At 63.9% G+C, this 22,561-nt stretch carries 26 protein-coding genes; 13 read left to right on the forward strand and 13 right to left on the reverse strand.

Going from position 1 to position 22,561, the window contains the following annotated elements:
- Positions 1 to 104: 104 nt before the first annotated feature.
- The gene (locus tag F0311_RS05330; protein ID WP_150460898.1) at positions 105 to 815 is read right to left on the reverse strand and encodes an MOSC domain-containing protein; all 711 of its coding nucleotides are present in this window, start codon (positions 813 to 815) and stop codon (positions 105 to 107) included.
- Between the two features lie 38 nt (positions 816 to 853).
- On the opposite strand from F0311_RS05330, the gene F0311_RS05335 reads away from it, so the two are divergent.
- Positions 854 to 2,083 carry a GDSL-type esterase/lipase family protein gene (locus F0311_RS05335; RefSeq protein ID WP_223881154.1) on the forward strand — a complete coding sequence of 410 codons (1,230 nt, stop codon included), beginning with the start codon at positions 854 to 856 and terminating at the stop codon, positions 2,081 to 2,083.
- A gap of 195 nt (positions 2,084 to 2,278) precedes the next feature.
- Here the strand turns inward: F0311_RS05335 and F0311_RS17930 are convergent, their stop codons facing one another.
- The gene (locus tag F0311_RS17930; RefSeq protein WP_191089751.1) at positions 2,279 to 2,656 is read right to left on the reverse strand and encodes a class I SAM-dependent methyltransferase; all 378 of its coding nucleotides are present in this window, start codon (positions 2,654 to 2,656) and stop codon (positions 2,279 to 2,281) included.
- A 91-nt stretch (positions 2,657 to 2,747) separates the two neighbouring features.
- Here F0311_RS17930 and F0311_RS17935 point away from each other — a divergent pair, with 91 nt between their 5' ends.
- Positions 2,748 to 3,791, forward strand: coding sequence for a hypothetical protein (locus F0311_RS17935; protein ID WP_191089752.1), 1,044 nt, complete (start codon positions 2,748 to 2,750; stop codon positions 3,789 to 3,791).
- Between the two features lie 117 nt (positions 3,792 to 3,908).
- Here F0311_RS17935 and F0311_RS05345 read toward each other — a convergent pair whose 3' ends face one another.
- Positions 3,909 to 4,466 (reverse strand): thioesterase family protein, encoded by a 558-nt coding sequence (locus F0311_RS05345; RefSeq protein ID WP_150460900.1) that lies wholly within the window; start codon positions 4,464 to 4,466, stop codon positions 3,909 to 3,911.
- 202 nt (positions 4,467 to 4,668) lie between these two features.
- On the opposite strand from F0311_RS05345, the gene F0311_RS05350 reads away from it, so the two are divergent.
- The 6 genes from F0311_RS05350 to F0311_RS05375 are packed head-to-tail and all read left to right on the forward strand — an operon-like array spanning position 4,669 to position 11,578.
- Positions 4,669 to 5,466 (forward strand): ABC transporter ATP-binding protein, encoded by a 798-nt coding sequence (locus F0311_RS05350; RefSeq protein ID WP_150460901.1) that lies wholly within the window; start codon positions 4,669 to 4,671, stop codon positions 5,464 to 5,466.
- On the forward strand, positions 5,463 to 6,284 hold the full coding sequence (locus tag F0311_RS05355; protein WP_150460902.1) for an ABC transporter ATP-binding protein: 822 nt from the start codon (positions 5,463 to 5,465) through the stop codon (positions 6,282 to 6,284). The genes F0311_RS05350 and F0311_RS05355 overlap by 4 nt, the downstream gene beginning before the upstream one ends.
- A complete protein-coding gene (locus F0311_RS05360) occupies positions 6,281 to 8,182 on the forward strand; it encodes an AMP-dependent synthetase/ligase (protein ID WP_223881155.1) in 1,902 nt (633 codons plus the stop codon). The genes F0311_RS05355 and F0311_RS05360 overlap by 4 nt, the downstream gene beginning before the upstream one ends.
- The gene (locus F0311_RS05365; protein ID WP_150460903.1) at positions 8,179 to 9,075 is read left to right on the forward strand and encodes a branched-chain amino acid ABC transporter permease; all 897 of its coding nucleotides are present in this window, start codon (positions 8,179 to 8,181) and stop codon (positions 9,073 to 9,075) included. The genes F0311_RS05360 and F0311_RS05365 overlap by 4 nt, the downstream gene beginning before the upstream one ends.
- Positions 9,072 to 10,253 (forward strand): branched-chain amino acid ABC transporter permease, encoded by a 1,182-nt coding sequence (locus F0311_RS05370; RefSeq protein WP_150460904.1) that lies wholly within the window; start codon positions 9,072 to 9,074, stop codon positions 10,251 to 10,253. Before F0311_RS05365 ends, F0311_RS05370 begins: the two co-directional genes overlap by 4 nt.
- A 20-nt stretch (positions 10,254 to 10,273) precedes the next feature.
- Positions 10,274 to 11,578, forward strand: coding sequence for an ABC transporter substrate-binding protein (locus F0311_RS05375; RefSeq protein ID WP_223881156.1), 1,305 nt, complete (start codon positions 10,274 to 10,276; stop codon positions 11,576 to 11,578).
- Between the two features lie 71 nt (positions 11,579 to 11,649).
- Here F0311_RS05375 and F0311_RS05380 read toward each other — a convergent pair whose 3' ends face one another.
- Both F0311_RS05380 and F0311_RS05385 read right to left on the reverse strand, forming a co-directional pair.
- Positions 11,650 to 12,513 carry an ABC transporter permease gene (locus F0311_RS05380; protein WP_150460906.1) on the reverse strand — a complete coding sequence of 288 codons (864 nt, stop codon included), beginning with the start codon at positions 12,511 to 12,513 and terminating at the stop codon, positions 11,650 to 11,652.
- Positions 12,510 to 13,478 carry an ATP-binding cassette domain-containing protein gene (locus F0311_RS05385; protein WP_150460907.1) on the reverse strand — a complete coding sequence of 323 codons (969 nt, stop codon included), beginning with the start codon at positions 13,476 to 13,478 and terminating at the stop codon, positions 12,510 to 12,512. The genes F0311_RS05380 and F0311_RS05385 overlap by 4 nt, the downstream gene beginning before the upstream one ends.
- Before the next feature lie 103 nt (positions 13,479 to 13,581).
- Between F0311_RS05385 and F0311_RS05390 the strand changes: the two genes are divergently transcribed.
- Positions 13,582 to 14,343: a TetR/AcrR family transcriptional regulator gene (locus tag F0311_RS05390; protein WP_191089753.1), complete on the forward strand. Its 762-nt coding sequence runs from the start codon at positions 13,582 to 13,584 to the stop codon at positions 14,341 to 14,343.
- A gap of 9 nt (positions 14,344 to 14,352) precedes the next feature.
- Positions 14,353 to 14,943 carry a GNAT family N-acetyltransferase gene (locus F0311_RS05395; RefSeq protein WP_150460909.1) on the forward strand — a complete coding sequence of 197 codons (591 nt, stop codon included), beginning with the start codon at positions 14,353 to 14,355 and terminating at the stop codon, positions 14,941 to 14,943.
- A gap of 17 nt (positions 14,944 to 14,960) precedes the next feature.
- Here F0311_RS05395 and F0311_RS05400 read toward each other — a convergent pair whose 3' ends face one another.
- The 4 genes from F0311_RS05400 to F0311_RS05410 form a co-directional block, all read right to left on the reverse strand.
- A complete protein-coding gene (locus tag F0311_RS05400; RefSeq protein WP_150460910.1) occupies positions 14,961 to 15,872 on the reverse strand; it encodes a DUF4031 domain-containing protein in 912 nt (303 codons plus the stop codon).
- Positions 15,869 to 16,039 (reverse strand): VOC family protein, encoded by a 171-nt coding sequence (locus tag F0311_RS17940; protein WP_191089754.1) that lies wholly within the window; start codon positions 16,037 to 16,039, stop codon positions 15,869 to 15,871. The genes F0311_RS05400 and F0311_RS17940 overlap by 4 nt, the downstream gene beginning before the upstream one ends.
- A 38-nt stretch (positions 16,040 to 16,077) precedes the next feature.
- Positions 16,078 to 16,374 carry a hypothetical protein gene (locus F0311_RS05405; protein WP_150460911.1) on the reverse strand — a complete coding sequence of 99 codons (297 nt, stop codon included), beginning with the start codon at positions 16,372 to 16,374 and terminating at the stop codon, positions 16,078 to 16,080.
- 308 nt (positions 16,375 to 16,682) lie between these two features.
- On the reverse strand, positions 16,683 to 17,090 hold the full coding sequence (locus F0311_RS05410) for a hypothetical protein (protein WP_150460912.1): 408 nt from the start codon (positions 17,088 to 17,090) through the stop codon (positions 16,683 to 16,685).
- Between the two features lie 81 nt (positions 17,091 to 17,171).
- Here F0311_RS05410 and F0311_RS05415 point away from each other — a divergent pair, with 81 nt between their 5' ends.
- Positions 17,172 to 17,723, forward strand: coding sequence for a TetR/AcrR family transcriptional regulator (locus F0311_RS05415; protein ID WP_150460913.1), 552 nt, complete (start codon positions 17,172 to 17,174; stop codon positions 17,721 to 17,723).
- Between the two features lie 144 nt (positions 17,724 to 17,867).
- Positions 17,868 to 18,524 carry an NADPH-dependent FMN reductase gene (locus F0311_RS05420; RefSeq protein WP_150460914.1) on the forward strand — a complete coding sequence of 219 codons (657 nt, stop codon included), beginning with the start codon at positions 17,868 to 17,870 and terminating at the stop codon, positions 18,522 to 18,524.
- A 68-nt stretch (positions 18,525 to 18,592) separates the two neighbouring features.
- Here the strand turns inward: F0311_RS05420 and F0311_RS05425 are convergent, their stop codons facing one another.
- Complete coding sequence (locus tag F0311_RS05425; protein ID WP_191089755.1) at positions 18,593 to 19,138, reverse strand: Rossmann-fold NAD(P)-binding domain-containing protein; 546 nt, start codon at positions 19,136 to 19,138, stop codon at positions 18,593 to 18,595.
- A 124-nt stretch (positions 19,139 to 19,262) separates the two neighbouring features.
- On the opposite strand from F0311_RS05425, the gene F0311_RS05430 reads away from it, so the two are divergent.
- A complete protein-coding gene (locus tag F0311_RS05430) occupies positions 19,263 to 19,898 on the forward strand; it encodes a maleylpyruvate isomerase family mycothiol-dependent enzyme (RefSeq protein ID WP_150460916.1) in 636 nt (211 codons plus the stop codon).
- A gap of 24 nt (positions 19,899 to 19,922) precedes the next feature.
- On the opposite strand, the gene F0311_RS05435 is transcribed toward F0311_RS05430, so the two are convergent.
- The 3 genes from F0311_RS05435 to F0311_RS05445 all read right to left on the reverse strand — a co-directional run bounded on the left by F0311_RS05435 (position 19,923) and on the right by F0311_RS05445 (position 22,462).
- Positions 19,923 to 20,342 (reverse strand): VOC family protein, encoded by a 420-nt coding sequence (locus tag F0311_RS05435; RefSeq protein WP_150460917.1) that lies wholly within the window; start codon positions 20,340 to 20,342, stop codon positions 19,923 to 19,925.
- Between the two features lie 100 nt (positions 20,343 to 20,442).
- Entirely contained in the window at positions 20,443 to 20,889 is a 447-nt protein-coding gene (locus F0311_RS05440; RefSeq protein WP_150460918.1) for a GNAT family N-acetyltransferase, read from the reverse strand.
- 13 nt (positions 20,890 to 20,902) lie between these two features.
- Complete coding sequence (locus F0311_RS05445; protein WP_150460919.1) at positions 20,903 to 22,462, reverse strand: MFS transporter; 1,560 nt, start codon at positions 22,460 to 22,462, stop codon at positions 20,903 to 20,905.
- Positions 22,463 to 22,561 lie beyond the last annotated feature (99 nt).

Consider the following 22,561-nt stretch of genomic DNA (forward strand, 5'->3'; position numbering starts at 1 on the left):
CACCGTGGGTCCGCCCGGGGCTTCTTGGTCGACGCCTGGCCGCAGTCTGGGATGAGGGCGGGCCGCATGCTATGCCTGAACTCAGGTCGGCAAGACGATGTGTGTCAGCGGGGAACCAGGGTAACTGGATCTCCAACGGAAGCTCTTCCCGGGACGACGACGCCGGCATAGACCGCAGCGCACAGCTCCCTGTGCTCACCGAGCAGTTTGAGCAACGTGCCCTCCGCCTCGGCACCGTCCTGGTTGAGGTCGATCATCCGGCAGCGCGGGATACGACGCTCCACTGCCAGGCGGACCGCTCCCGCAATGAGCTCTCGGCCGCTCCAGGCCTCCTCCACGAACGGCTCCTGAGTCTCCAAGACCAGGTTCACCCGCAGCCGTCGCGGGTCTGCATTGATGCTCCACCGATCAGCCATCCAGTCCAGTGTCGCGCTGCCGATCAACGACACCGCTCCCCCGTCGAAATGTGGCACCGCAGACTCGGGCTTCACCGCCACCGGAACGCCGAAGACTGCCGAGAGTTCGTCGTCAAGCTCCGGTTCGCCCACGGTCCAGGTGCTTCCGGCCCCGGAAACGTGCCCTGTGTCTGAAACCAGCACTGCGCCGTCGAGGGTACAGGCGGTGTACCCGAAAACGGCGTCATGACGGCGGAACCGGGTGCCGTTCTTGCCTGAGGCAAGCTTGCCATCCTGATCGGTCACCGCATACCAGCGGTCACCTACCAGTCCACGCTCGTCACAATCCGCACTCTGCAGCGGCTCCCCACCCATGGACTTCACCGGGTAGCGGCGGATCGACCTGATGCTCAGCGCCATGAGGCCACTGTAACCGGCACGCCACTAGACTTCAGCCCGTGACCTCTGATCCGACGATCACTACACCGGTCTCCGGAGAATTCATCCATGGGGCCGTAGAGCTGGAGCGTACCGCCAGAGGGCTGCTTCCGCACCGGCTGAACTCCGCCGCCCGCGCCCAGCTGGGTGGTCCGGTGGACCCCTCAGTGTTCAGCCAGCCCTCCGGAGTGCGGGTGCGCCTGCACTCTGAGGCGGTTCGGCTCGAACTGGTGACCTGGCCGCAGAAGCATCAGGTTCTCGGCGCTCCGGTCACGGTACCGCCGGTCTACGACATCTGGTGCGGTGGCCAGCTGCTGACCCAGCTGGAGAGCCATGGCGGAACCCTCACCACAGAAGATCCCGCCACCGGCCAGGTGAGTCGACAGGAAACAGGGCCGGGCATCGTCGTTCTCCCCGAACTGCCTGCCGGGAGCAAGACCGTGGAGATTTGGCTGCCTCTTCAGGAACCGACGGAACTGATTGAGCTCCGCTCCGACGTTGCGGTGGTTCCAGCGTCCGTCCCGGAGGATGCACTGCGCTGGGTGCATCACGGGTCCTCGATCAGTCACGGCTACGACGCCGTCGGCGCCTCCCATGCTTGGCCCGCGGTGGCCGCGCGCACCGCCTCAGTGCAGGGCCGGTCCGTGGAGCTGACCAATCTGGGATTCGCAGGCAATGCCATGCTGGATCCCTTCGCCGCGCGCACCATCCGCGATCTGGAGGCGGATCTCATCTCGCTGAAATTGGGGATCAATGTGGTCAACGGGGACTCGCATACGCTGCGGACATTCGCCCCTGCGGTGCATGGTTTCCTGGACACCATACGGGAGGGCCGGCATTCACAGACCCCGATCCTGGTCATCTCCCCGATCTGGTGCGGCATCCACGAGCAGACTCCGGGACCGGTGGAGGCCTACGATCAGCCGGTCGGCGACTGGCTCCGCACCGGGATTCGCCCGGCTGCTCGGACCTCAGCCGGCGGCACACTCCGCCGGTTCTACCGCGCCATCGGGAAGCCTGAGGATACTGCCAAGGGACGGCTGACCTTGGAGTTTCTGCGCGCCGAGCTGGCCCGGGTCATCGCGCAGCGCACGGCCGTCGACCCGAACCTGCACTATCTGGACGGGCTGGGACTCTACGGGGCCGGCGAGGCCGCAATCCACCCGCTGCCGGATGACCTGCATCCCGGGCCTGAAGCCCATGAGCTGATCGGCCGCCGCTTCGCATCCCAGCTGCTCCACTTCAGCTGATCCCCAGCCCGGCACGGCCCTCCCAACCGTTCCGCCGCCGACACCTTCTCCCCGCGCCGCACGTTGTCTACCCGGCGCCGGCGGTGAGTCAGGAGCTGCTGCCTCTTCTCTTCACGCGCCGCGCGTTATCTACACTGCCGCACGTTATAACCTACGGCGTTGTAGACAACGTGCGGCAGGACGTGAGCCCAACCCTCAGCAGACCGGTTCACCCAGCGCGGGGACAGGGTTCGGTAGATAGTGGATAGCCAACGCCATGAGTGCGAGGTCATAGCTCCCCTCCTCTGCCCAGTCAAGGGGATTGTTGAGGTCGTGGCGGCGAAGCTCCACCTCGTGCCCGAGACGATGGTGGGCAATGTCCAGCATCTTCTGACTGAGGTCGAATCCCGTCACTGAGGCCCCGCGGTCGAGCAGCTCTCGCGCGTACAGTCCGGTTCCGCACGCCGCGTCCAATATGCGCAGACCACTGATATCGTCCAGAAGGCCCAGCACCGCCGGGTGGTCGTACAGCGCGTTGTACAGGGAACTCTGCGCCTTGACATCGTAGGCGGCAAAAGCGTCGTGATCGGTCACAGCCCATCCTTGCACGGCCTCGTTTTCCACAGGAATGCGAACCCTGTGGAAAACATCTGCAGGCTTTCCGATCTCCTGAAACGATCGTGATATGGACACTGCAACTGATACAGAACGCGCCTCCCGCTCGCTGCTGCTCAGCTGCGCGGAGGCCGATGGAACACATTCTGCGAACACACTTGCCAGAGAGGTCAACCGGGGAAGACTGGTCAGGCTGCGGCGGGGCGTCTATTTTCCCGCCCAGGAGTGGTTCAGCGCTTATCCCTCCGAGCGCTTCGAGCTTGCGACGGCGGCCACCGCTGCCCAGCGTGATGCTCCGGTCTTCTGTCGGGGAACCGCCTTAAGCGTTCACCGAATTCCGCTGCTGAATACGCCGTCGGCCGTACAAATACGGGGAAGGGACCGCCATCAGGCCCGGAAGGCACCCCAGCCCTCCATGACGGGAAAGCTTACGTCAGCGGCATTTCTCCGCGCGGCGCAGCAGCAGGGTGAACTCTCAGGCACAGATCTGAACGCCCTTGCCCTCCGCGGCTTCGGCACACACTGCGTATCGCCCACCGACATCCCCCAGGGGATCCCGCCCCAAGAAGTCGAATTGCTTGGCCAGCGAGCTTTCGTGGAGCCGCTCACCCTCGCCGTGGCCGATACCGTGCCGCATCTGCCTTTCGCCGATGCCGTGGTGATCCTTGATGCGGCACTGCGCACAGACGTCACCCGCAGTGACCTGGTATCAACAGTGGAACTGTGCACCCGAACCAAGGCGCAGCGCTTTGCCTGGCAGAAGGCCTTGGACTTTGCCGATCCGCGGTCTGAGTCAGTGGGCGAATCGCTGTCCCGGGTCAGGATCGCTGAGCTTGGCTTCGAAGTGCCGGAGTTGCAGCACACCATCCATGTTGACGCAGCGACTTATCGGCTCGACTGCTGGTGGGAGAAGGCCGGCATCGTCGGCGAGTTCGACGGCTGGCAGAAGTATCAGAGCGGCGGGTCTGCCGCGTTGCGCGAGGAGAAGGTTCGAGAGGATGCGATCCGCAGTACCGTCGGCGCAGTGGTGCGCTGGTATTGGGAGGACCTGCAGAACCCTCAGCGGTTGCTCAAGAAGCTCCTGCGCGCTGGAGTACCCCGCGTGTCGCCGTAAGTTATCTACGCTGCCGCACGTTATAACCTGCGGCGGTGTGGATAACGTGCGGCAGCGCGAAGGTGGGAGGACGACGACGCGGCAGGGCTGAGTCCGGCTGGCCGACAGGGGCGCCGATCAGAAGTTCAGATGCGGGGCTGGCTTGCGGGAAGCCGGCAGGGCGAAGTCGCGGCGCCAGGCCTTGAGATCCTCGCTGACCTCGAGGTCCTCCGGTGCGGGGTGGCCGCTCTCGGCGGCCATCTCCAAGATCTCCGGGATAGTGACCGGCCCGTTCGCCCCGATGAGCCGCCCGGCCACATAGCCACGGACGTAGATCTCACCATCGACCACCACCCGGTGCTCGATGTAGAAGCACCGCTCGTCCACACCGATCAGCTTGGTGTAGATCTGGAACTTGGTCCAGAAGTTGACCGACTTGCGAAAGGTGATCTGCTCGGCCTGCACCACCGGGTGCCAGCCGCGCTTCTTGGCGCCCTCCCAGAGCCCGGAGCGGGCCATCATGTCATAGCGGCCTAGGTCGAAGAGGCTGAAGTACTGCCCATTGTTGATGTGCATCAGGATGTCCACATCGGTGGGCAGCGCCCGCAAGGTGATCTCGGCCGCCTCCCAGGGGGAGGTGCGGGGGCGTCGTCGTGCCTTGAGCAGTATCAGCAGGGTGCGGAAGATCACATGCATACCTTCATGTTACTACGCAGTAGTTTTTTCGCGAATCACGTGAAGATCGACTCTTTATTCCGCCTTCTGGAACCAAGGTCACGATCACGTAAATAACGTGATCCAAGTCACCCAAAGCATGTTACTGTGTGGTAGATCACTGACCGAATGTGACTCAGCGTGAGGGAGAATCCATGGGCGCATCAGCCGTTGACTACGGGAGATGCCGGGAGGTCCGGTGCTGACCGTCAAGAACGTGGAAGTTGTCTACAACGATGTCATCCAAGTTCTCCGGGGCGTCAGCCTCACCGTGGAGAAGGGCCGGATCACCGCACTGCTCGGCGCCAACGGCGCGGGCAAGACCACCCTGCTGCGGGCCGTTTCCGGGCTCTTGGACATCCATGACGGAGAGGTCACCAAGGGTCGGATTGAACTGAACGGCCGGGCTGTGCACACCTGGCCGCCAGCCAAAATCGTCTCAGCCGGCCTGGGCCAGGTGCTGGAGGGCAGGCGGGTCTTCGCCGAGTTCACCGTAGAGGAGAACCTGCGCATCGGCGGACATACTCGCCGCAGCGGGCTGCACGAGTCGATTGAAGAGATCTATCACCTCTTCCCCGTGCTGAAGGAGCGGCGGCGCCGCACTGCCGGGTACCTCTCCGGCGGCGAGCAGCAGATGCTGGCCATGGGCCGAGCGCTGGTGGCTCAGCCCGATGTGATTCTTCTGGATGAGCCCAGCCTGGGGCTGGCACCACGGATCGTCCAGCAGATCAAGGACCTGGTGGTCCAGGTCAACCAGGAGCGCGGCACCACGGTACTGCTGGTTGAGCAGAACGCGATGATGGCGCTGTCGATCGCTCACCAGGGCTATGTGATGGAGCAAGGAAAGATCGTCATGGACGACGCCGCGGCGAACCTGATGGAAAACGAGGACATCCGGGACTTCTACTTAGGCCGTGGGGAGCTCTCCACCTCCTACCGGAACCTCAAGCACTACAAGCGCAGGAAGAGGTGGCTCTCATGAGCGGCGCTGCAGTCTGCGAGCTGAAAGACGTCCGACTCAGCTTTGGCAAGGTCAAGGCACTCAACGGAGTCAGCTTCAGCATCCAGCAGGCAGAGCTGTTCGCGGTGATCGGCCCCAATGGTGCCGGCAAGACCTCCATCTTCAACGTGCTCTCCGGGGTCTACCGTCCGCAGCACGGCTCGGTGAGCTTCGGCGGAGAGTCCATCCTCGGCGCTAAGCCGCACAGGATCGCCAAAAAAGGCATGGCACGCACCTTCCAGAACATCGAGCTCTTCGAGAATCTCACCGTGGTGGACAACCTGATGCTGGGCCGTCACCACCATCTGAACTATCACTGGTGGGAGGCCCTGTACTGGTGGGGGCGGGCGCGGACCGCTGAGCTGCAGAATCGGCGCAAGGTCGAGGAGATCATCGATTTCTTGGAGATCGAGGGCTACCGGGACTTGCCGGTGGGAATGCTGCCCTATGGGATCCAGAAGCGGATCGAGCTGGGCCGGGCGCTGGCAATGGAGCCGAAGCTGCTGCTGCTGGACGAGCCGGTAGCCGGGATGAACGCGGAGGAGACCGAGGATATGGCCCGGTTCATCCTGGACATCCGCTCCGAGCTGAAGATCCCGATGATCCTGGTCGAACACGATATGGGGCTGGTGATGGACCTGGCCGACCGGGTGATGGCCATGGACTTCGGCACTCCTCTGATCACCGGCGCACCGGATGAGGTGCAGACCAACCCTGAGGTGATCAGGGCCTACCTGGGCCCGATGAGCGAAGCAGCGGTGGCTGAAGTGGCCGAGGAAGTTTCTGAGGAGGCACAGTGACTGACGCCGGGAGCAACCACGACGACGCCGCCACCACCGGCCTCGGTGCGGCAACCACCCTGCCGCTGCGCATCCGCGAGCGCGCCCGGAGATCTCCGGCCCAGATCGCCATGCGGGATAAGAACTTCGGGCTCTGGGAGCAGACCACCTGGAACGAGTACTGGGAGACTTCTGAACTGGTGGGCCATGCCCTGCTCTCCCTGGGGGTGCAGGTGGGCGACCGGGTGGCCGTGCACAGCGAGAATCGGCGCGAATGGCTCTTCGCCGATGTGGGCACGGTGGCTGTGCGGGCGGCCACGGTGGGCCTCTACCCCACCAACCCTCCTCCTGAGGTGCTGCACCTGCTGCGCGACTCCGGTGCCAGTGTGCTGATCGCTGAGGACCAGGAGCAGCTGGACAAAGCTCTGGAGATCAGTGACCAGTTGCCTCAGCTGCGCCATATCGTCTACATCGAGCCCCGCGGCATCACCGGGCACTACACCGATGAGCGGCTGATCTCCTGGCAGGACTTCCTTGTCCTGGGCGCGGAGCACAAGGCGGCGCACCCTTCTGCGGTGGATGAGCTGGCCGAGTCCGCCCAGCCGGATGACCTGGCCACACTCATCTACACCTCCGGCACCACCGGTCCGCCGAAGGGGGCGATGCTCACCCTGGACAATGTGGAGTTCGCCATTGAGCGGTTCGCGCGAAAGGAGGCGTTCTTCCGCCCGGCAGCCACCAGCAGAGACATTATGGTCTCCTATCTGCCGCTGTGCCATGTGGCAGAGCGCGCCTTCACCACCTGGCTCAACGCCGGAGTGGGCACCCAGGTGAACTTCGCCGAGTCGGTGGAGACGGTGCAGACTGCACTGCGCGAGGTCCAGCCCACCATTGTGTTCGGCGTGCCGCGGATCTGGGAGAAGATCGTGGCCGGAATCCACATCCGGATGAGCGGGGCCAGTCGGCTGAAGCGCGCGGTGTTCGGGGTCTGCATGAAGGCAGCAGACTGGATCGGCGACACACTGGTGGCCAATCGCGGCCAGCACACGGTGCTGACCCGGCTGGTGTACTTCATCTGCTGGGTGATCTGCTTCCGGGCGCTGCGTGAACGGCTGGGCCTGCGCCACACCCGCTACGCGGCCTCAGGTGCGGCCCCGATCGCCCCGGAGCTGCTGAAGTTCTTCATGGGCATCGGGGTGAAGATGCACGAGGTCTACGGCATGACGGAGAACTCAGCGATGGGCTCGGCGAATATGCCCGGCAGAGTGCTGCTGGGCACGGTTGGGGAGCCGCATCCGGGTGTGGAGATCACCGTCGATGAGAACACCGGGGAGATTCTCACCCGGCACCGCGGCAACTTTGCCGGCTACTGGAACCGGCCCGAGGCCACGGCCGAGACGCTGGACGCCGAAGGCTGGCTGCACACCGGGGATGTGGGTGAGTGGGTGGAGGACACCCACCTGAAGATCACCGACCGGATCAAGGACATCATCATCACTGCCGGTGGCAAGAACATCTCCCCCTCGGAGATCGAGAACAGCCTGAAGGCCTCCCCCTATGTGAAGGAGGCGGTGGTCATCGGCGATAGGCGCAGGTTCCTCACCGCGCTGATCGGCATCGAGCAGGACACTGTGGGCGATTGGGCGCAGCAGCGGCGACTTGCCTTCACCACCTACCGTGACCTCTCCGAGAAGCCGGAGGTGCGTGAGCTGATCCAGGGCGTGGTGGATGAGACCAATGAGAAGTTCGCCCAGGTGGAGACCATCAAGAAGTTCTGGATGCTGCCCAAAGAGCTCGACCATGACGAGGGCGAGCTCACCGCCACTCAGAAGGTGAAGCGCTCCGCTGTGGAGCAGCAGTTCGCTTCAGCGATTGAAGCCATGTACACCGACCGCGTACCCGAGGGGGCTCATCAGTGACCACATTCGCCCAAGCCATCCTCTCCGGGACCGCCCAAGGCGCCATCTACGCACTGCTGGCCCTGGGGTTCGTGATCATCTACAAGGCCACACATGTGATCAGCTTCGCCCAGCCGGCGCTGATGGTCATCGGTGGACTCTTCAGCTACCACTTCTCCGCAGTGTTCGGTCTGCCGTTTTGGCCCTCTCTGTTCATCGCTATCCTGCTCGGTGCCGGACTGGGCATGCTCATTGAGCGGCTGGCCCTGCGGCCGATGATCGGCAAGCCGGTCTTCACCCTGGCGATCATTACCATCGGTGTGGATGTGGTGCTGCGGGTGCTGGCCAACCGGTACATCGGGGCTGACTCCCGTGCACTGCGCTACCCCGGCGGCTCCGAGCGCTACGAATTTCTGGGTTTGGCGCTGAGCCACCGCCAGGTCACCATTATTGTGGTCACCCTGATCACGGTGGTCTCCCTTGCCCTGTTCATCCGGTATGCCAAAGCCGGGCTGGCCATGCGCGCCACCGCCTTGGATCAGGAGACTGCTCTTGCCCAGGGAGTGAAGGTCGGCGCAATGTTCGCTCTGGCCTGGGCAATCGCCGGTGGGTTGGCAGCCATCGCCGGCACCTTCATCGCCACCGGCTCCGGCGGCATCGAGCAGGACACTTGGATCATCGCGCTCAAAGCTCTGCCGGCCATCATCATCGGTGGCCTGGACAGCCTCCAAGGGGCGGTGATCGGCGGGCTGGCAGTGGGCATCATTGAGCAGATCACAGCGGTCTACCAGGCCGCCTACCTGCCGTTCCTGGGCACCAACTTCTCTCTGGTGGCCCCCTATGCGCTGATGTTTGTGGTGCTTCTGATTCGGCCCTACGGCCTTTTCGGCACCAAGGAGGTGGAGCGAGTATGACCACGCCCAACACCTCCAATATTGGGGCCCGGGCTTATCCCACGGCGGGCAAGCCCCGTCCACCGCGCGGCCGTGCCCTGCTGCGCACTTCCTACGCCCAGGACATGGCGCTGCTGAACACTCCGGCCAAGCGTTGGTCCACTCTGGCGTTGATCGTGGCCGGGTTCCTGACCCCTCTGCTGATCACCGATGATCTGCTGCAGGTGCTCACCCTGGGGCTCTTCGCCGCCATTGGGGCGATCGGACTGAACCTGGTCACTGGTTACGCCGGGCAGGTCTCACTGGGCCACGCGTTCTTCCTGGGCCTGGGCGCCTATACCGCTGCGGTGCTCGGCGGCGATGCCGAGGGCAGGCTGCTGGGCCTCGGCATGCCGATGTACATCTGGCTGCCGGCAGCTGGTCTGGTGGCCGCCGCGGCAGGGCTGCTCATCGGCCCCATCGCGGTGAGGCTGCGCGGGCTCTATCTGGCCATCGTCACCTTGGGCGTGGTGTTCCTAGGACTGCATATATTCCGCGAGGCCAATACGCTGACCGGCGGGCCGGGCGTGGGCCGCCGAGCGCCCGACTTAGAACTGTTCGGCATCAACTTCTCCGCCTCAGGAGGAATCCCTGGCGTGGACTGGACTCGGGACCAGCAGCTGTTCCTGGTGGCCCTGGTCTTCCTGGTGATCTTCGGGGTGGCGGCGCGCAATATCGCCCGCTCCGGGGTGGGCCGGGCCTTCTCGGCCATTCGTGACCGCGACGTCGCCGCAGCTGTGATCGGCGTGGACCTCACCGCCCATAAGGTGCTGGCCTTTGCGCTCTCCTCCTTCTATGCCGGGGTCTGCGGGGCCCTGTACTACACCGTGGTCCGGGTGATTGAGCCCACCAGCTTCGACCTGCTGCTGAGCGTGCAGTTCCTGGCGATGATCCTCATCGGCGGGGTCGCTACCATCTCCGGGGCCATCATGGGTGCGATCTTCATCACTGCCCTGGGCCGGATCGCCATCGAGATCGCTCATGTGGTGCCGTTCGTCTCCAGTTCGGTGACCGGCGGCGGGCTGTTCAACGTCTTCCAGCTCGAAGGCATTCTCTACGGCCTGCTGATCATCGTCTTCCTGATCGCCGAGCCGCGCGGGCTCTACGGGATCTGGATAAGAATCCGCAACTACTGGAAGGGATGGCCCTTCTCGTACTAGAAAGAGGAAAGGAAAATCCCATGAGAAAACATGGATTTCTGCCGAAAACGCTGGCCGGGGCTGCCATCGCGGCTTTTGCGCTGACCGGCTGCCGTGATGACGGCGGCGGAGGCGGCAACGGAGAGGACGACGCCGCCGGCTCCGGTCCTGGGGTCAGCTCAGATCCCTGCCCCGATGCTGTCAATGAGGAGAACGGATGCATCACCTTGGGGATCATCACCGACTTGACTGATACTTTCTCGGCAGTGGCAGTGCCGGTCACCGAGGCTCAGGAGGCTTTCTGGCAGCGGGTCAACGAGGAAGGCGGTATAGGCGGGTTCGATGTGCAGTTGGTCATTGCCGACGGTGAGTATGACCCGCAGACCACTTCTCAGCGGTACCAGGAGATGCGCAGCGATGTTCTGGCACTGGCCCAGGCTCTGGGATCATCTCAGGTGATGGCGATCCTGGACGATATGCGCGATGACAATGTCATCGCCGCCCCGGCGTCCTGGAACTCTGCCTGGGACTTCGAGCCGCTGATCGTTGAATCCGGTGCGAACTACTGCTTCGAGGCGATGAACGGGGTGGACTGGGCTCTCGGAGAGCGCGGCCCCATCGAGTCCGTGATGGCCATCGGCTATCCCACTGATTTCGGCGAGGATGCCGCATACGGTGCCGAAACTGCTGCCGAGGCCAATGCGGTGGAGTTCACCCAGATCACCACCCCTACTGGACAGGACAACCAGGCTGAGGCGATCTCCCAGGTGGTGCAGAACGATCCGGATCTGATCGTCATCACTGCCGGACCTACTGAGACCGCCACTATTGTGGCCGGAGCTGCTGCCGAAGGCTGGCAGGGCACGGCCGTGGGCTCCTCGCCCACCTGGAATCCGGGCCTGCTGCAGTCTGATGCTGCACCGGTCCTGGAGGAGAGGTATTTCCATGCCTCCCCATGGGGACCCTGGGACTATGAGTCGGCTGGCCATGAAGCTATGCAGGAGGCCCTGGGCGATGTGACCCCTAACTTCGCCTATGTGATGGGCTGGGCCTGGAGCTACCCGATGCTGGCAGTGCTGGAGCACGCCGCCGAAATGGAGGGCGGGATCACCCGGGAGAATGTGGTGGCCGCTGCTGAGGAGCTGGAGGAGGTCGACTATGAGGGCATCCTTCCGCCCGAGGCCGGACTGCGTGCCGGTGACCCGAATGAGACCGCCTACCGGGCCAGCGTGATCAATCGGGTCACCGCCGATGCCCCCGGCGGCACCGAGATGGAGCAGGACCTCACCGTCGGGCCGACTGCTGAGTCCTACGACTACAGCGGTCCCTGCGCCGCTCTGGACTGACGTATAGCTGAACCACCGTGGGGTGGGGCGTCTCCAACCGAGGCGCCCCACCCCACTTCCATGTGCACTGTCTAGCGGCTCAGGTTCTTGAACTGGCGCACGGCAAGGGGGATGAAGATCGCCATGATCACTGCCGGCCAGATGAAAGCCGCCGTCAGCGCGTGGCCGTCAATCCAGTAGGCCGGCTCCAGGTACTCGATACCCTGGGTCTGGAACAGCTCCCGAATCGCGGTGGCCGTGGAGGAGACAGGGTTCCAGGCTGCGATGGCGCCGAGCCATCCGGGCATCATCTCCGGCGGGGTGAACACTGAGGAGATGAATCCCAGCGGGAATGCCACGGCGAACAGCATGCCTGCGGTCTCCGTGTTCTTGATGCACAGCCCCAGGAAGATCCCCACGAAGATCAGCGCCAGCCGAAGCCAGAGCAGCAGGACGAAGGCCAGCAGCGTGGCACCCAGACTGCCGCCGGAGCGCCAGCCGATCAGCAGCGCGACCGCTGCGATGATCACCAGGTCCAGACCAGCACGGATCACATCGGAGAGTGCTCGTCCGGTCACCGGGGCGGAGGAGGCCATCGGCATGGACCGGAAGCGGTCCATGAAGCCCTTCTCCTTGTTGTGCGTCACAGCGTAGGCGGTGTCCATGAAGCCCAGCGCCATGGTCATGGCGAACATGCCGGGCATCGCGAAGTCCACATAGCCCTCACCGGCTCCCTGGCCGGCGACGTCCATGGCGGAGCCGAAGACATAGACGAACATCAGCACCATGACCACGGGGAAGCCGATCTGCCAGGCGAAGGTCGAAGGCTGCCGGAGCAGATGGGTGAATTCCTGCAGCACAATGGTCCAGCAGTCACGGGCGGCCCACAGCAGCCGTGAGCCGGCACTCTCCGCAGCCACCGCCCGGGCAGGTTGAGGTGTTAGCGTGGTTGTCATCGGGTCTCCTTAATCGCAGGCTCTGCGGGGGCAGAGGTCAGGTGCAGGAATGCTTCGTCGAGGGTGGGCCGGCGCAGGCCGATATCGGCCACGTCGATGTCTTGGGCTCTGATCTCGGCGGCCACGGAGGTCAGTGCGGGCACCCCGTCGGACACCGGAACGCTCAGCCGCACCTCAGCCTCATCAAGGGTCGGCTCTGCACCGAGGACGCGGACCACCAGCTCTTCGAGCCGCTGCAGCTCGGCAGGATGGCTGACCACAACCTCCAAGCGCTCATCCCCGATCCTCCTCTTGAGTCCGGCCGGGCTGTCCTCGATGAAGTTTCGGCCCTGGTCGATCACGCTGATTCGGTCGCAGAGCTTATCGGCCTCGTCCAAGTAGTGGGTGGTCAGCAGGACGGTGGTTCCCTGGGCGGCCAGATCCCTCACCGCCTCCCAGACCTCCCTGCGGCCAGCTGGGTCCAGACCGGTGGTGGGCTCATCCAGGAACAGCACCTGGGGCGCCAGGATCATCGAGGCGGCCAGGTCCAGTCGGCGGCGCATGCCGCCGGAGAACTTCTTGGGCGAGCGGCCGGCAGCCTCGGCGAGCCCGAAGATCTCCAGCAGCTCATCGGCCCGCCGCTGGGCGGCGGTCTTGCCCAGCCGGAAGAGCCTGCCGAACATGGTGAGGTTCTGCCGGGCGGTCATCAGGTCGTCGACTGCGGTCTGCTGTCCGGTCAGACCGATGCGGCGGCGCACTTCCCGCGGCTGGCTGCGCACGTCGAAGCCGGCCACGCTGGCTGTCCCGCCGTCGGCGTCGGTCAAGGTGGTCAGGATCCGCACTGCGGTGGTCTTGCCGGCTCCATTGGGGCCGAGCAGACCGTGCACAGTGCCACGAGGAACATCGAGGTCCACGCCATCCAGTGCAATCTTGTTCTTGTACCGCTTGACCAGGCCACGGGCCTGGACAGCTGATTGGTTTGTCATGGAAGAGCCTTTCTCAAGTGAGTACAACGTACGCCGTACGGTGCACGCAAAATAGTAGCGTACAGTGTCCGCATTAGACAAGTGCTTGTTTCTAGGAGGTGCCGTGAGCGATCAGAATCCGCTGGCCAAGAGCCTTCAGCTGCTCTGGGAGGGGCTGCCCGAACCGGAGAAGGGGCCTAAGCCTAAGCTCCGCCTGGAGCAGATTGTGGCCGCTGGGATCGATCTGGCGGACGCAGACGGACTGGAGGCCCTGTCCATGCGGCGGTTAGCTGAGAAACTCGGCGTCGGCACTATGTCGCTCTACCGGTACGTGCCGTCCAAGAATGAGCTGCTGAACCTGATGCTGGACACCGTGGTGGGGCCCTCGCATACCCGGATGACCTCTCCAAGGCTGGGCTGGCGCGAGTTTCTGGCCATCACTGCGCACGAGGGCCGCCAGCTGTACCTGGCCCATCCGTGGACGCTTCAGGCCAACTGGAGCAGGCCAGTGCTGGGACCTAACAGCGTGGCGGACCTGGACCTGTTCATGACCGGGGTGAAGGAGCTGCCGCTGAGTGATCGCGAGAAGATGAACCTGGCCACCGTGCTGGACTCTCATGTGATGGGCGCTGTGCGTCAGGAACTGTTGTGGCAAAAGGCAGCAGCAGAGTCCGACATGACTGATGAGGAGTTCTGGACCTACCAGCTGCCCACCCTGGAACGCGCGATGGAATCAGGCAGGTTCCCCACACTGGCGCAACTCTCCGAGGACACCTTCGACGGCACCAATGAGGAGACCTTCGAGTTCGGCCTGGATCTCCTCCTCGACGGCGTCGAGGAGGAGATCCAGCGGCGACTGGCCCAGGGAGGAGCGGATTCTGCATAGGCTAGGTATATGACCGACCGCTCCACGGTGACCACTACGACCCTGCAGATGCTTCAGCCACCGGAGGGTGCGCCGCGGCCGGTGCCGCGGGATTTCCGGATTGACCGCACCACCTCAGTCACCCCGGAGTACGCTCGGTTCCTCTACGGCCTGGTCGGCGGGCCGTGGTACTGGATCGACCGGCTCACCTGGACGCGGCCGGTATGGGAGGAAGAGCTGTCATACCCCGGCACCGAGTTCTACATTCCCTACCGCGACGGTGTGCCGCAGGGGTTCGTGCACATCCAGCCACGAGTGGTGGAGGGGAAGGTTGAAACGGAGATCCGCTACTTCGGCCTGGTGGAGGAGGCGATCGGCCAAGGGCTTGGAGGAGCCCTGCTGGAGCGCGGCATTCAGGCGGCGTGGACGGTCCCAGAGAGGTTCCCGGAGCTGCCCGAGGTGCGCCGGGTGTGGGTGTACACCTGTTCTCTGGACGGGCCGACTGCGCTGGCCAACTACCAGGCGCGCGGCTTCGAGATCATCACCACCGAGGACGAGCAGAAGGTCCTGCCGCCGCAACCTCTGGGTCCCTGGCGCTCCACCACCGGCCTGCACTGGTGATCGAATGACGATCGGGGCTAGGGAGCGACTTCCAACTCGTTCAGCTCGCTCTCAAGGTTGAGCCGGGCCTGCGCTTCCCACAGCCGGCGCCCGGTGACGGTACGGAACAGCCTGGGCGCCTCCAGCAGGCGGCGCAGCACCCGGGCGCGGCCTGCGGCGAACTGTTCCTCCGGAACATGCGCATAGTCCGCACGGACTTGCTGCACATACCGCTGATACTCTTCCGGCTCACGGCCCAGCACTTCCAGGTCCGCATCGGTGAGCACATAGCCGGCGACGTCGTCTTCCTCAGGTGAGTGCGTGGCGGTGAGCCGGACCAGCCGGGCCACCTCCGCCACTTCCTGGTCAGGCATCAACCCATCGAGCTGCAGTTCGGCCAGCTGGGCGGAGTCCTCCTCATCCTGACCGGCGACCCCGTGGTAGACGGCGTCGTGGAACCACCCGGCCAGCAGCGCTGAAGACCTCAGCTCATCAGGCAGCTCCCCGGAACGCTCCAGGACACCGGCGATTCTGAGCACCGACGCCAGATGCGGCAGCCCATGATAGTGCCGGTGGGACTCGGACCAGCGCGCCAGCAGGTCCTCCCCTATCGGCATCCAGGTTTGTTGGGCGGTCTCGTGCCCTAATCTCTCCCATCTTCGCAGCAGTCCGGAATGCAGTTTCTCCGGGCGTTCCCGCAGCTTCACCCGCAGCCCGGATGCTGCCAGAATGCGCGCCAGATCATGACCGCTGACCGGCACTGCGCCCAGCGCAACCAGGTCCTCGTACCGGTGGGCCGGCACATCGTAGTGGTCCCGGTCGAAGGCCCGGCGGCTGATCCCGGTCGCAGCGGCAAACTGGTGCAGTTCCACCAGCGAAGCATCTGAGACCAGGTGCGAGAACACCGTCCCATGCGCCGGCCACACCGCCGGATCGATGTAGATGGTCATTGTTTGGGCTGGTTGGTCCGGAGGCCCCACTGGACATCTGCGGTGTCGCCGAAGAGCTCAAACCACTGCGTGCCGTCCAGCTCCACGCGCGGCCGTTCAACGGCAGCGCCCAGTTCGACGACGCGCTCCGACGCTGCCTCGAGATCCTCACTGAACAGGTACGTCATACGCCTCCGGAGCAGTGACGATCCGGATCCCTGCGGGCTCACGCTACTTGGCGTTCGCGCTCTCGCTCGAGCCGCTTCGGCTCGAATCGGCTCCGCACTTCCTCCACACTCAATCCACGGGACTGGTCTGACTCAAGGCCTTCGCCAGCCGGAATTGCCACTTCGTTCAGGAAACGGACAAACTCTTCGGAAGGTACCAACTGGTCAACGTCAGCGAAGACATCCCGAACACTGAGATTGACCGCCTCGTCCAGGGAGCCGAACTGTCCATCAGCGATCACCTGTTCCAGGGCGTGCACCGCCTCATCACTGAGTGTCACGGTGACCTGTCGCATGGAACTTCTCCTTTCGGACGGTGTCTTCAGTCTACTCGACGGGGACGGCATGAGTGAGGCACTCAAGGAACTTCAGCGCGTAGTTCGTCCTGGCGGACTCGTAGAGATCGGCGTATGGGGCAGCACTCGGGAAGCGGACTGGGCTGGTACTGGCGATCGATATTTCCGTCATCGCACCGATGAGAGTCTGCGCCTCTTACTGGAGCACCATCTGGGAACTGTTGAAGCTTTCGAAATTTGGAGCTGGCTCCCCAACGGAAGCCACTACCAGTGCCGATCTTGCCAGGTCCATCGCAAGGCTCGGCGCTCTACCGGAGCAGACCGACGCCAAGCACCCCCAGCCCTGCGACGAGAAAAACGACCCCAGCCCACAGCAGGATAATGAACCCATTGGGCTGAGTGCGCTCCCTGCCTATGGCCGAGAGGAAGAAGCCAGCAGGCATGAGGATCGCTGAGATCAGCACTCCGGTGCGGGCCAGCCAGCCTGCCAACCCGGTGAGCCCAGTGGTCTCAGTGAGCAGCAGACACACCAGTCCCAAAGTGATCAGCACCCCGGCATGGGCGTGCCCGGCCCGGTAGAAGCAGCGCTGGAACTCAGTGGCAGGCACCTCCCCTCGGACAACCTTGGTCAGGAAATATCCACCAGTGGTCACGGTGATAGCAGCCAGTACGACGACGCCGGCAGTGGTCTGTGCGGAATCAGAGAGTTCAAACATGGGCTCCTCCGGAGAAGACAAATAATCTGACACTGTTATATAACACTGTTACGTAACAGTGTTCAAGGGTAATCTTCCCTTATGCCCCGACCACGGACCTATGACGAGAACTTGCGGCAGAAACTGCTGGAGGCGGCGGCGTCGACCATCGTCTCTCAGGGTGAGCAGTCCATGTCCCTGCGCGTACTGGCCGCTGAGGCTGGCACCACGACCTCGGCGGTCTATTCGCTCTTCGGGGACAAGGAGGCACTGGTGGTTGCCGTCGCCAAGGAAGGATTCCGGCGCTTCGCCCAAGCCCTGGAGAAAGTGCCCCGGACCGAGGATCCCTGGGGAGATTTGCTGACCCTCGGCGTGGCTTACCGGGAGTATGCCTTGGCCGAGCCGCACTTCTACCGAGTAATGTTCAGCAGACCTCGGCATGAGGAAGCTCCAGGGGAGAACAACACCTTCGGGGCGCTTCTGAATGCGGTCCAACGTGCTACTGGGCTGGATTCTGAGACTGCACAGCCGGAGGCGTTGCGACTCTGGGCACTCGCCCACGGTCTGGTCAGCCTAGAACTCAATGGGCTGATTCCCGGCAGTGCAGCCGAGCGGAAACAGGGCTACATCGCAGCGCTGCGCACCTCCACCTGAGCACCCCCTTGACTTCACCATTTGTTCAACCCTGAGGGTGGGTTTCAGCTGCAGCAGGACGGAGGGTTCCCGGAGCCTTCCCGGAGCAATCCGGTTCCACACTGGGCAGCGTCAGATTCATCATACTGATCGGAGGAACAGATCATGTCCACCACTAGGAAACCCACCCTGGCCATCATCATCGGCAGCATCCGCCCCGAACGGTTCGGCCCGACGGCGGCCAGATGGTTTGCCGCCGAGGCAGAACGTCACGGAGCTTTCGAAGTCGATCTCATCGATCTGGCCGAGTACCAGCTCCCCATGGAGCTGGCCGGGAACGATCCCGAGGCCGCGCTGCCGGCCGAGGTTGCGAGGCTCGGGAAGCGTCTGGCCAAGGCAGATGCCTTTGTCCTGGTCACCCCGGTCTACAACCGCAGCTACCCAGCCTCGCTGAAAACTGCAATCGACTGGTTCTACGGTGAATGGGCGCTGCGACCGGTCTCCTTCCTCTCCTACGGAGGGGTCACCGGAGGCCTGACCTCCGTGGAGCATCGGCGCGGGGTCTTTCCCGAATTCGCTTCCGTCACCGTCAAGAACTTCATCTCCCTGGCTGACTTCTGGAAGGTCTTCGACCACGACGGCCGACCGGTGAACAGTGAAGGGTTGCGCATCCCCGCGGCGGCGGTGCTTGACGAGCTGGCCTGGTGGGCCCCGATGCTGCGTGAGGCCCGGGCAAACCGGCCCTACCCGGCATTGGACTTCCAGCTGGCTGTCGCAGAGGAAGAGCCGGCAGACCTCGAGCGCACTGCGGTCTCGGCGTAGCGTGAGCCTCATGCCACTGACATCAGTCACCTCTGTTGACCCAGAGGCACCAGAGGGTCACCTCACGGTCAGTGAGGTCGGGCTGACCACGGTTCCAGCTGCCCGATGGTGGTATGGGCATCCTGCTCGATGGCCTGGATCGTCCCCGCTGAGACCTCTCGGTCGACCAGCCAGCGGGAGCCTGTACGGGTTCGCTGATACCCCAAGAGCACCTCCCGGTAGCGGCAGCTTTCAGGAACCGCTGGTCGGGCCCGGATGGCGGCGTCGTCGTGGGCACTGCCCTTCACGTGGAACAGGCGCCAATCATCTGAGGTCAGTGAGACTTCCTCACCGATGATCGGGATCGCCTCTGATGCCGTGCTGTGGATCCAGCACAGCGCCAGATCGATCGGCCCGTGTTCGCCCACGGTGTTCCGCAGCAGGGCTCGCAGTGCCGCACTGTCCCGATAGTCCAGAGGCACCAAGGAGGTTCGCTCCACCCCTTCTTCGGCTTGGAGCCGGTCCAGCCGGTACTGACTGCGGCCGATGACGGTAGTGTGACCGGCCCGCTGCATGACCCATGTGGTGGCTGCCGAGAGCATCCCGGTTCCGCCGAAGATGATCACGTTGTGCATAGTGCTTTTCCTCCCATCAGGTTCTGTGTCATCTGATGGTCTGATGACCTTACTCCGGTTCTGCTCCGACAGGGCAAACGCCGAGCCCTGGACATGACTCAGTCGGACGGACAAGTATGATCCCATGGATCAGGTGGACCAGCGAACGGCTGCGAATCGGCGCCTGCTAGCCGAGTTCTTCGACACTCTCGACCAGGACCAGCTCTCCACTCGGAGTCTCTGTGAGGCCTGGACTGTCCGTGAGGTGCTGGGCCACACCGTGGTGCCGTTCACGGTGGGCATCGGAGGGATCCTCTGGCGGACCCTGCGTGAACGAGGATCCGTGCTCCATGCCATGGAGACCGCGTCCATCGAGGTTGCCCAGCAGCCGGTACCGCACCTCACCGGCTTGCTGCGCCGCAACGCTGAGCGTCGTGTGCCTGCACCCGGTGTGGGTCCGATGGGCCAGATGACCGATTGCTGCGTACATCTGCGCGACTGCGCGCGACCGCTCGATCTGGATACCGATGTCGAACTCGCCGATTGGCGCATGGTGCTGGACTGGCTGCCCACCAAGCAGGCCTCTCGCGGTGTGGTGCCGCGGGGGCGGCTGGAGGGGCTGCGGCTGCGCGCCACTGATCAGGACTGGTCCTGGGGATCAGGTGCGGAGATGGCCGGCTCCAGCGAAGCACTGGCCATGGCAGTTGCCGGCCGGAAGGTCGCCGTGGCTGATCTGGAGGGCCGCGGCGTCGAGATTCTCGCCTCACGTCTGAGTAGTTGAGGCACTTCTCTCGTGTGGTGGAGCTCAGGGTTTCGGCACCACGATGTCGTTGACCTGTCCGGGTGCGCAGGCGATCTCCCAGCGGTATCCGTCGGGGTCGCCGAAGTATCCGCTGTAGCCGCCCCAGCTGCGCTTCATCGCAGGTGAGACGGGATCCGCCCCGGCAGCTGCTGCCGTAGCCAGCACTGCGTTGACTTCCTCCTCGGTGGCCACATTATGCGCCAGGGTGAAGGGTGCCACGCCGGCTCCGGATGAGATGGGGCCGACTTCCTCTTCGAATTCCTCGGCATCCCATAACGAGAAGATCAGGTGTTCTCCGGTGCGGATCATCACCACGCCGGGTGCCTCCAGTTCAGGCGTCCACCCCAGCCCGGAGACGTAGAACTCCCGGGAACGGCTGAGGTCTGAGACGGCCAGGGTAACCAGTGAGATGCGCTGCTCCATGGCTCAACGGTAGTACGCCCGAGGCAAGGCCGCTGGGACCAGGCACGTCGAGTGCTCATCGGCTCCGGTGCAGGCAGTGACCCCTTGGCCGCGGCTTGAGTTACCGCCCGCAGCGGTCGACTCGCTGCCAGGGCCAGTGCGTTTCAAGCCAGGCCCTGACGGCATCGGCTAAGGGACCGTCGAGTTCAGCACGGTCGGCGCGGACCCATGATTGGACGGTGCCCTCGTAGTCCGGTGACTTCGTGGGGTAGAGGTAGACGCATCCGATCACATCCCCGTCAGCTGGGTCCAGAACAGTGAAGGTGAATCCCCGACGCGCAGCGAAGTCTTCAGCGTGCCGTACCAGATCGGCGTGGTTCTCCTCCAGTGTCATCCCCTCCATCGGCGGCCAGGAGCCGTCCGGGTAACCTGGGGTGGCACGAATATGCTCCACACTCGAGGTCCAAGCGGCGAGGTCCGCGGCATTGTGTTGGGGTCCCAGCGGCTCCAGCCGGAACTCTGCTGTCTCCAGTGAGGTCGGTGGCACGAAATCAGCTGGCACAAACATAGACTGACTCCTCTCAGCGTCCCTTTGAAGTCTTCCTCACCAAGGTGAGCAGAACCATCACGGCCACTGCCACCAAGACGAGCGAGGCGGCAGTGGCGTATACCTGCTGACCGGAGGAGACGGCGTCGTGCACTGTCTCCAACAGCGCCTGCCCACCTATCTCCAGCCCCTCGGCCGTGGTGACACCGTGATGGACGCTCTCAGCAGCCGCCTCAGTCTGCCCCTCAGGAATCTCCGAGAGATCAGCGCCGCCCATCACCGACCGGTAGATCAGCACCGAGACCGTCCCGCCCATGGCGATGCCGAGAGCGCTGCCGAGCTCGCCGCCGACCTCCTGGGCAGAGGCCGCTGAACCGGCCTGCTCCTCTGGTGCTCCGGAGATGATGAGGTCGCTGACCAGGGCTCCGGCAATCCCATGACCCAGCCCGGCAACAGCGATCACTATTGCCAGCAACGGCGCCGGCACTCCCATGGCAGTCGCCACGGCGAAGGCCCCGGCACCAACCCCTGCGATCAGGATTCCTACGACAACAGCTTTCGGCGCTGAGACCCGTTGCGCGACACCCGGGGCCAGTACGGCTCCCAAAATGTTCACCGCAATATACGGCAGAGTCCAGAAGCCGGCATGCAACGGGGAGAACCCGCCCACCCACTGCAGGTACTGGGTGAACAGGTAGAAGATTCCGGTGATGCTCAGTCCCATCAGCAGCAGGCAGACCAGCGACACCGCAATGGCCCGGATCTTCACCAGGCCGAGGTCGAACAACGGTTCGCTCAGCCGACGCTGACGCAGCACGAACAGTGTCATCACCGCAGCACCGGCGATCACACTGAGCGCATAGGCCCACAGGTTGTCGCCCCCGTTCTCATGGCTTGCCGCGATCTCCTGGATCCCATAGACGATCGCCAGCATCCCCAGCACCGACAGTGCAACACTGAGCAGGTCGATCCGCGTCTTTTCGCGATCTGACCGTCCCGGCAGCAGGAGCATTGCTCCGATCAGCAGCAGTACCAGCGGCGGGACGTTGATCAGGAAGACAGATCCCCACCAGAAGAACTCCAGCAGCGCCCCACCCAGCAGCGGCCCGACGGCCCCGCCGACGGTGAACATGCTGAACATGATGGCAATCGCCATCCTGCGCTGGTTCTCCTCCCGGAACATAGTGCGCAGCATCGAGAACAGCGAAGGCATCAGTGTAGCCCCGGCAACCCCCAACGCAGCCCGGGCGGCGATCAGCATCTCGGGACTGGTGGAGTAGGCGGCTACCACAGACAGCACTGCGAAGGCCGCCGCCCCGGCCATCAGCAACCGTCTGGGACCGATCCGGTCACCCACCCGGCCGGCGGTGACCAGGAACCCGGCGATCAGGAACCCATAGACATGGGTGATCCACAGCATCTGGGTCGCACTAGGTTCGAGATCCGCGCTGATGGTGGGCAGGGCGAAGAACAGCACAGTGAGGTCGGTGGACAGCGCCATCATCGGCAGGGCCAGCAGCACCAGGCCCGCCCATTCCTTGGCTGTGGCCTTCTGCGCAGTTGCCGAGGTGGCAGTTGCCTGGGATGTCTCCATGGCTTCCTCTCATCGGGATGTGTCGTAACCCTGATGATTCTGTGGGACTGTTCCGGTTCTGCTCTGGGTGTGCTCCGGCACTGATCCTTCGGGGCCGGA

Source organism: Nesterenkonia ebinurensis, from assembly GCF_008711175.1.
In the GTDB taxonomy this organism is placed as follows: domain Bacteria; phylum Actinomycetota; class Actinomycetes; order Actinomycetales; family Micrococcaceae; genus Nesterenkonia; species Nesterenkonia ebinurensis.

What these genes read in the sequence shown, in the direction of transcription:
- F0311_RS05330 (WP_150460898.1), bottom strand. Translation starts at nt 815, where the DNA reads ATGGCGCTGAGCATCAGGTCGATCCGCCGCTACCCGGTGAAGTCCATG.
- F0311_RS17935 (WP_191089752.1), top strand. Translation starts at nt 2,748, where the DNA reads ATGGACACTGCAACTGATACAGAACGCGCCTCCCGCTCGCTGCTGCTC.
- F0311_RS05345 (WP_150460900.1), bottom strand. Translation starts at nt 4,466, where the DNA reads ATGCATGTGATCTTCCGCACCCTGCTGATACTGCTCAAGGCACGACGA.
- F0311_RS05350 (WP_150460901.1), top strand. Translation starts at nt 4,669, where the DNA reads ATGCCGGGAGGTCCGGTGCTGACCGTCAAGAACGTGGAAGTTGTCTAC.
- F0311_RS05355 (WP_150460902.1), top strand. Translation starts at nt 5,463, where the DNA reads ATGAGCGGCGCTGCAGTCTGCGAGCTGAAAGACGTCCGACTCAGCTTT.
- F0311_RS05370 (WP_150460904.1), top strand. Translation starts at nt 9,072, where the DNA reads ATGACCACGCCCAACACCTCCAATATTGGGGCCCGGGCTTATCCCACG.
- F0311_RS05375 (WP_223881156.1), top strand. Translation starts at nt 10,274, where the DNA reads ATGAGAAAACATGGATTTCTGCCGAAAACGCTGGCCGGGGCTGCCATC.
- F0311_RS05380 (WP_150460906.1), bottom strand. Translation starts at nt 12,513, where the DNA reads ATGACAACCACGCTAACACCTCAACCTGCCCGGGCGGTGGCTGCGGAG.
- F0311_RS05385 (WP_150460907.1), bottom strand. Translation starts at nt 13,478, where the DNA reads ATGACAAACCAATCAGCTGTCCAGGCCCGTGGCCTGGTCAAGCGGTAC.
- F0311_RS05395 (WP_150460909.1), top strand. Translation starts at nt 14,353, where the DNA reads ATGACCGACCGCTCCACGGTGACCACTACGACCCTGCAGATGCTTCAG.
- F0311_RS05400 (WP_150460910.1), bottom strand. Translation starts at nt 15,872, where the DNA reads ATGACCATCTACATCGATCCGGCGGTGTGGCCGGCGCATGGGACGGTG.
- F0311_RS17940 (WP_191089754.1), bottom strand. Translation starts at nt 16,039, where the DNA reads ATGACGTACCTGTTCAGTGAGGATCTCGAGGCAGCGTCGGAGCGCGTC.
- F0311_RS05405 (WP_150460911.1), bottom strand. Translation starts at nt 16,374, where the DNA reads ATGCGACAGGTCACCGTGACACTCAGTGATGAGGCGGTGCACGCCCTG.
- F0311_RS05410 (WP_150460912.1), bottom strand. Translation starts at nt 17,090, where the DNA reads ATGTTTGAACTCTCTGATTCCGCACAGACCACTGCCGGCGTCGTCGTA.
- F0311_RS05415 (WP_150460913.1), top strand. Translation starts at nt 17,172, where the DNA reads ATGCCCCGACCACGGACCTATGACGAGAACTTGCGGCAGAAACTGCTG.
- F0311_RS05420 (WP_150460914.1), top strand. Translation starts at nt 17,868, where the DNA reads ATGTCCACCACTAGGAAACCCACCCTGGCCATCATCATCGGCAGCATC.
- F0311_RS05425 (WP_191089755.1), bottom strand. Translation starts at nt 19,138, where the DNA reads ATGCACAACGTGATCATCTTCGGCGGAACCGGGATGCTCTCGGCAGCC.
- F0311_RS05430 (WP_150460916.1), top strand. Translation starts at nt 19,263, where the DNA reads ATGGATCAGGTGGACCAGCGAACGGCTGCGAATCGGCGCCTGCTAGCC.
- F0311_RS05435 (WP_150460917.1), bottom strand. Translation starts at nt 20,342, where the DNA reads ATGGAGCAGCGCATCTCACTGGTTACCCTGGCCGTCTCAGACCTCAGC.
- F0311_RS05440 (WP_150460918.1), bottom strand. Translation starts at nt 20,889, where the DNA reads ATGTTTGTGCCAGCTGATTTCGTGCCACCGACCTCACTGGAGACAGCA.
- F0311_RS05445 (WP_150460919.1), bottom strand. Translation starts at nt 22,462, where the DNA reads ATGGAGACATCCCAGGCAACTGCCACCTCGGCAACTGCGCAGAAGGCC.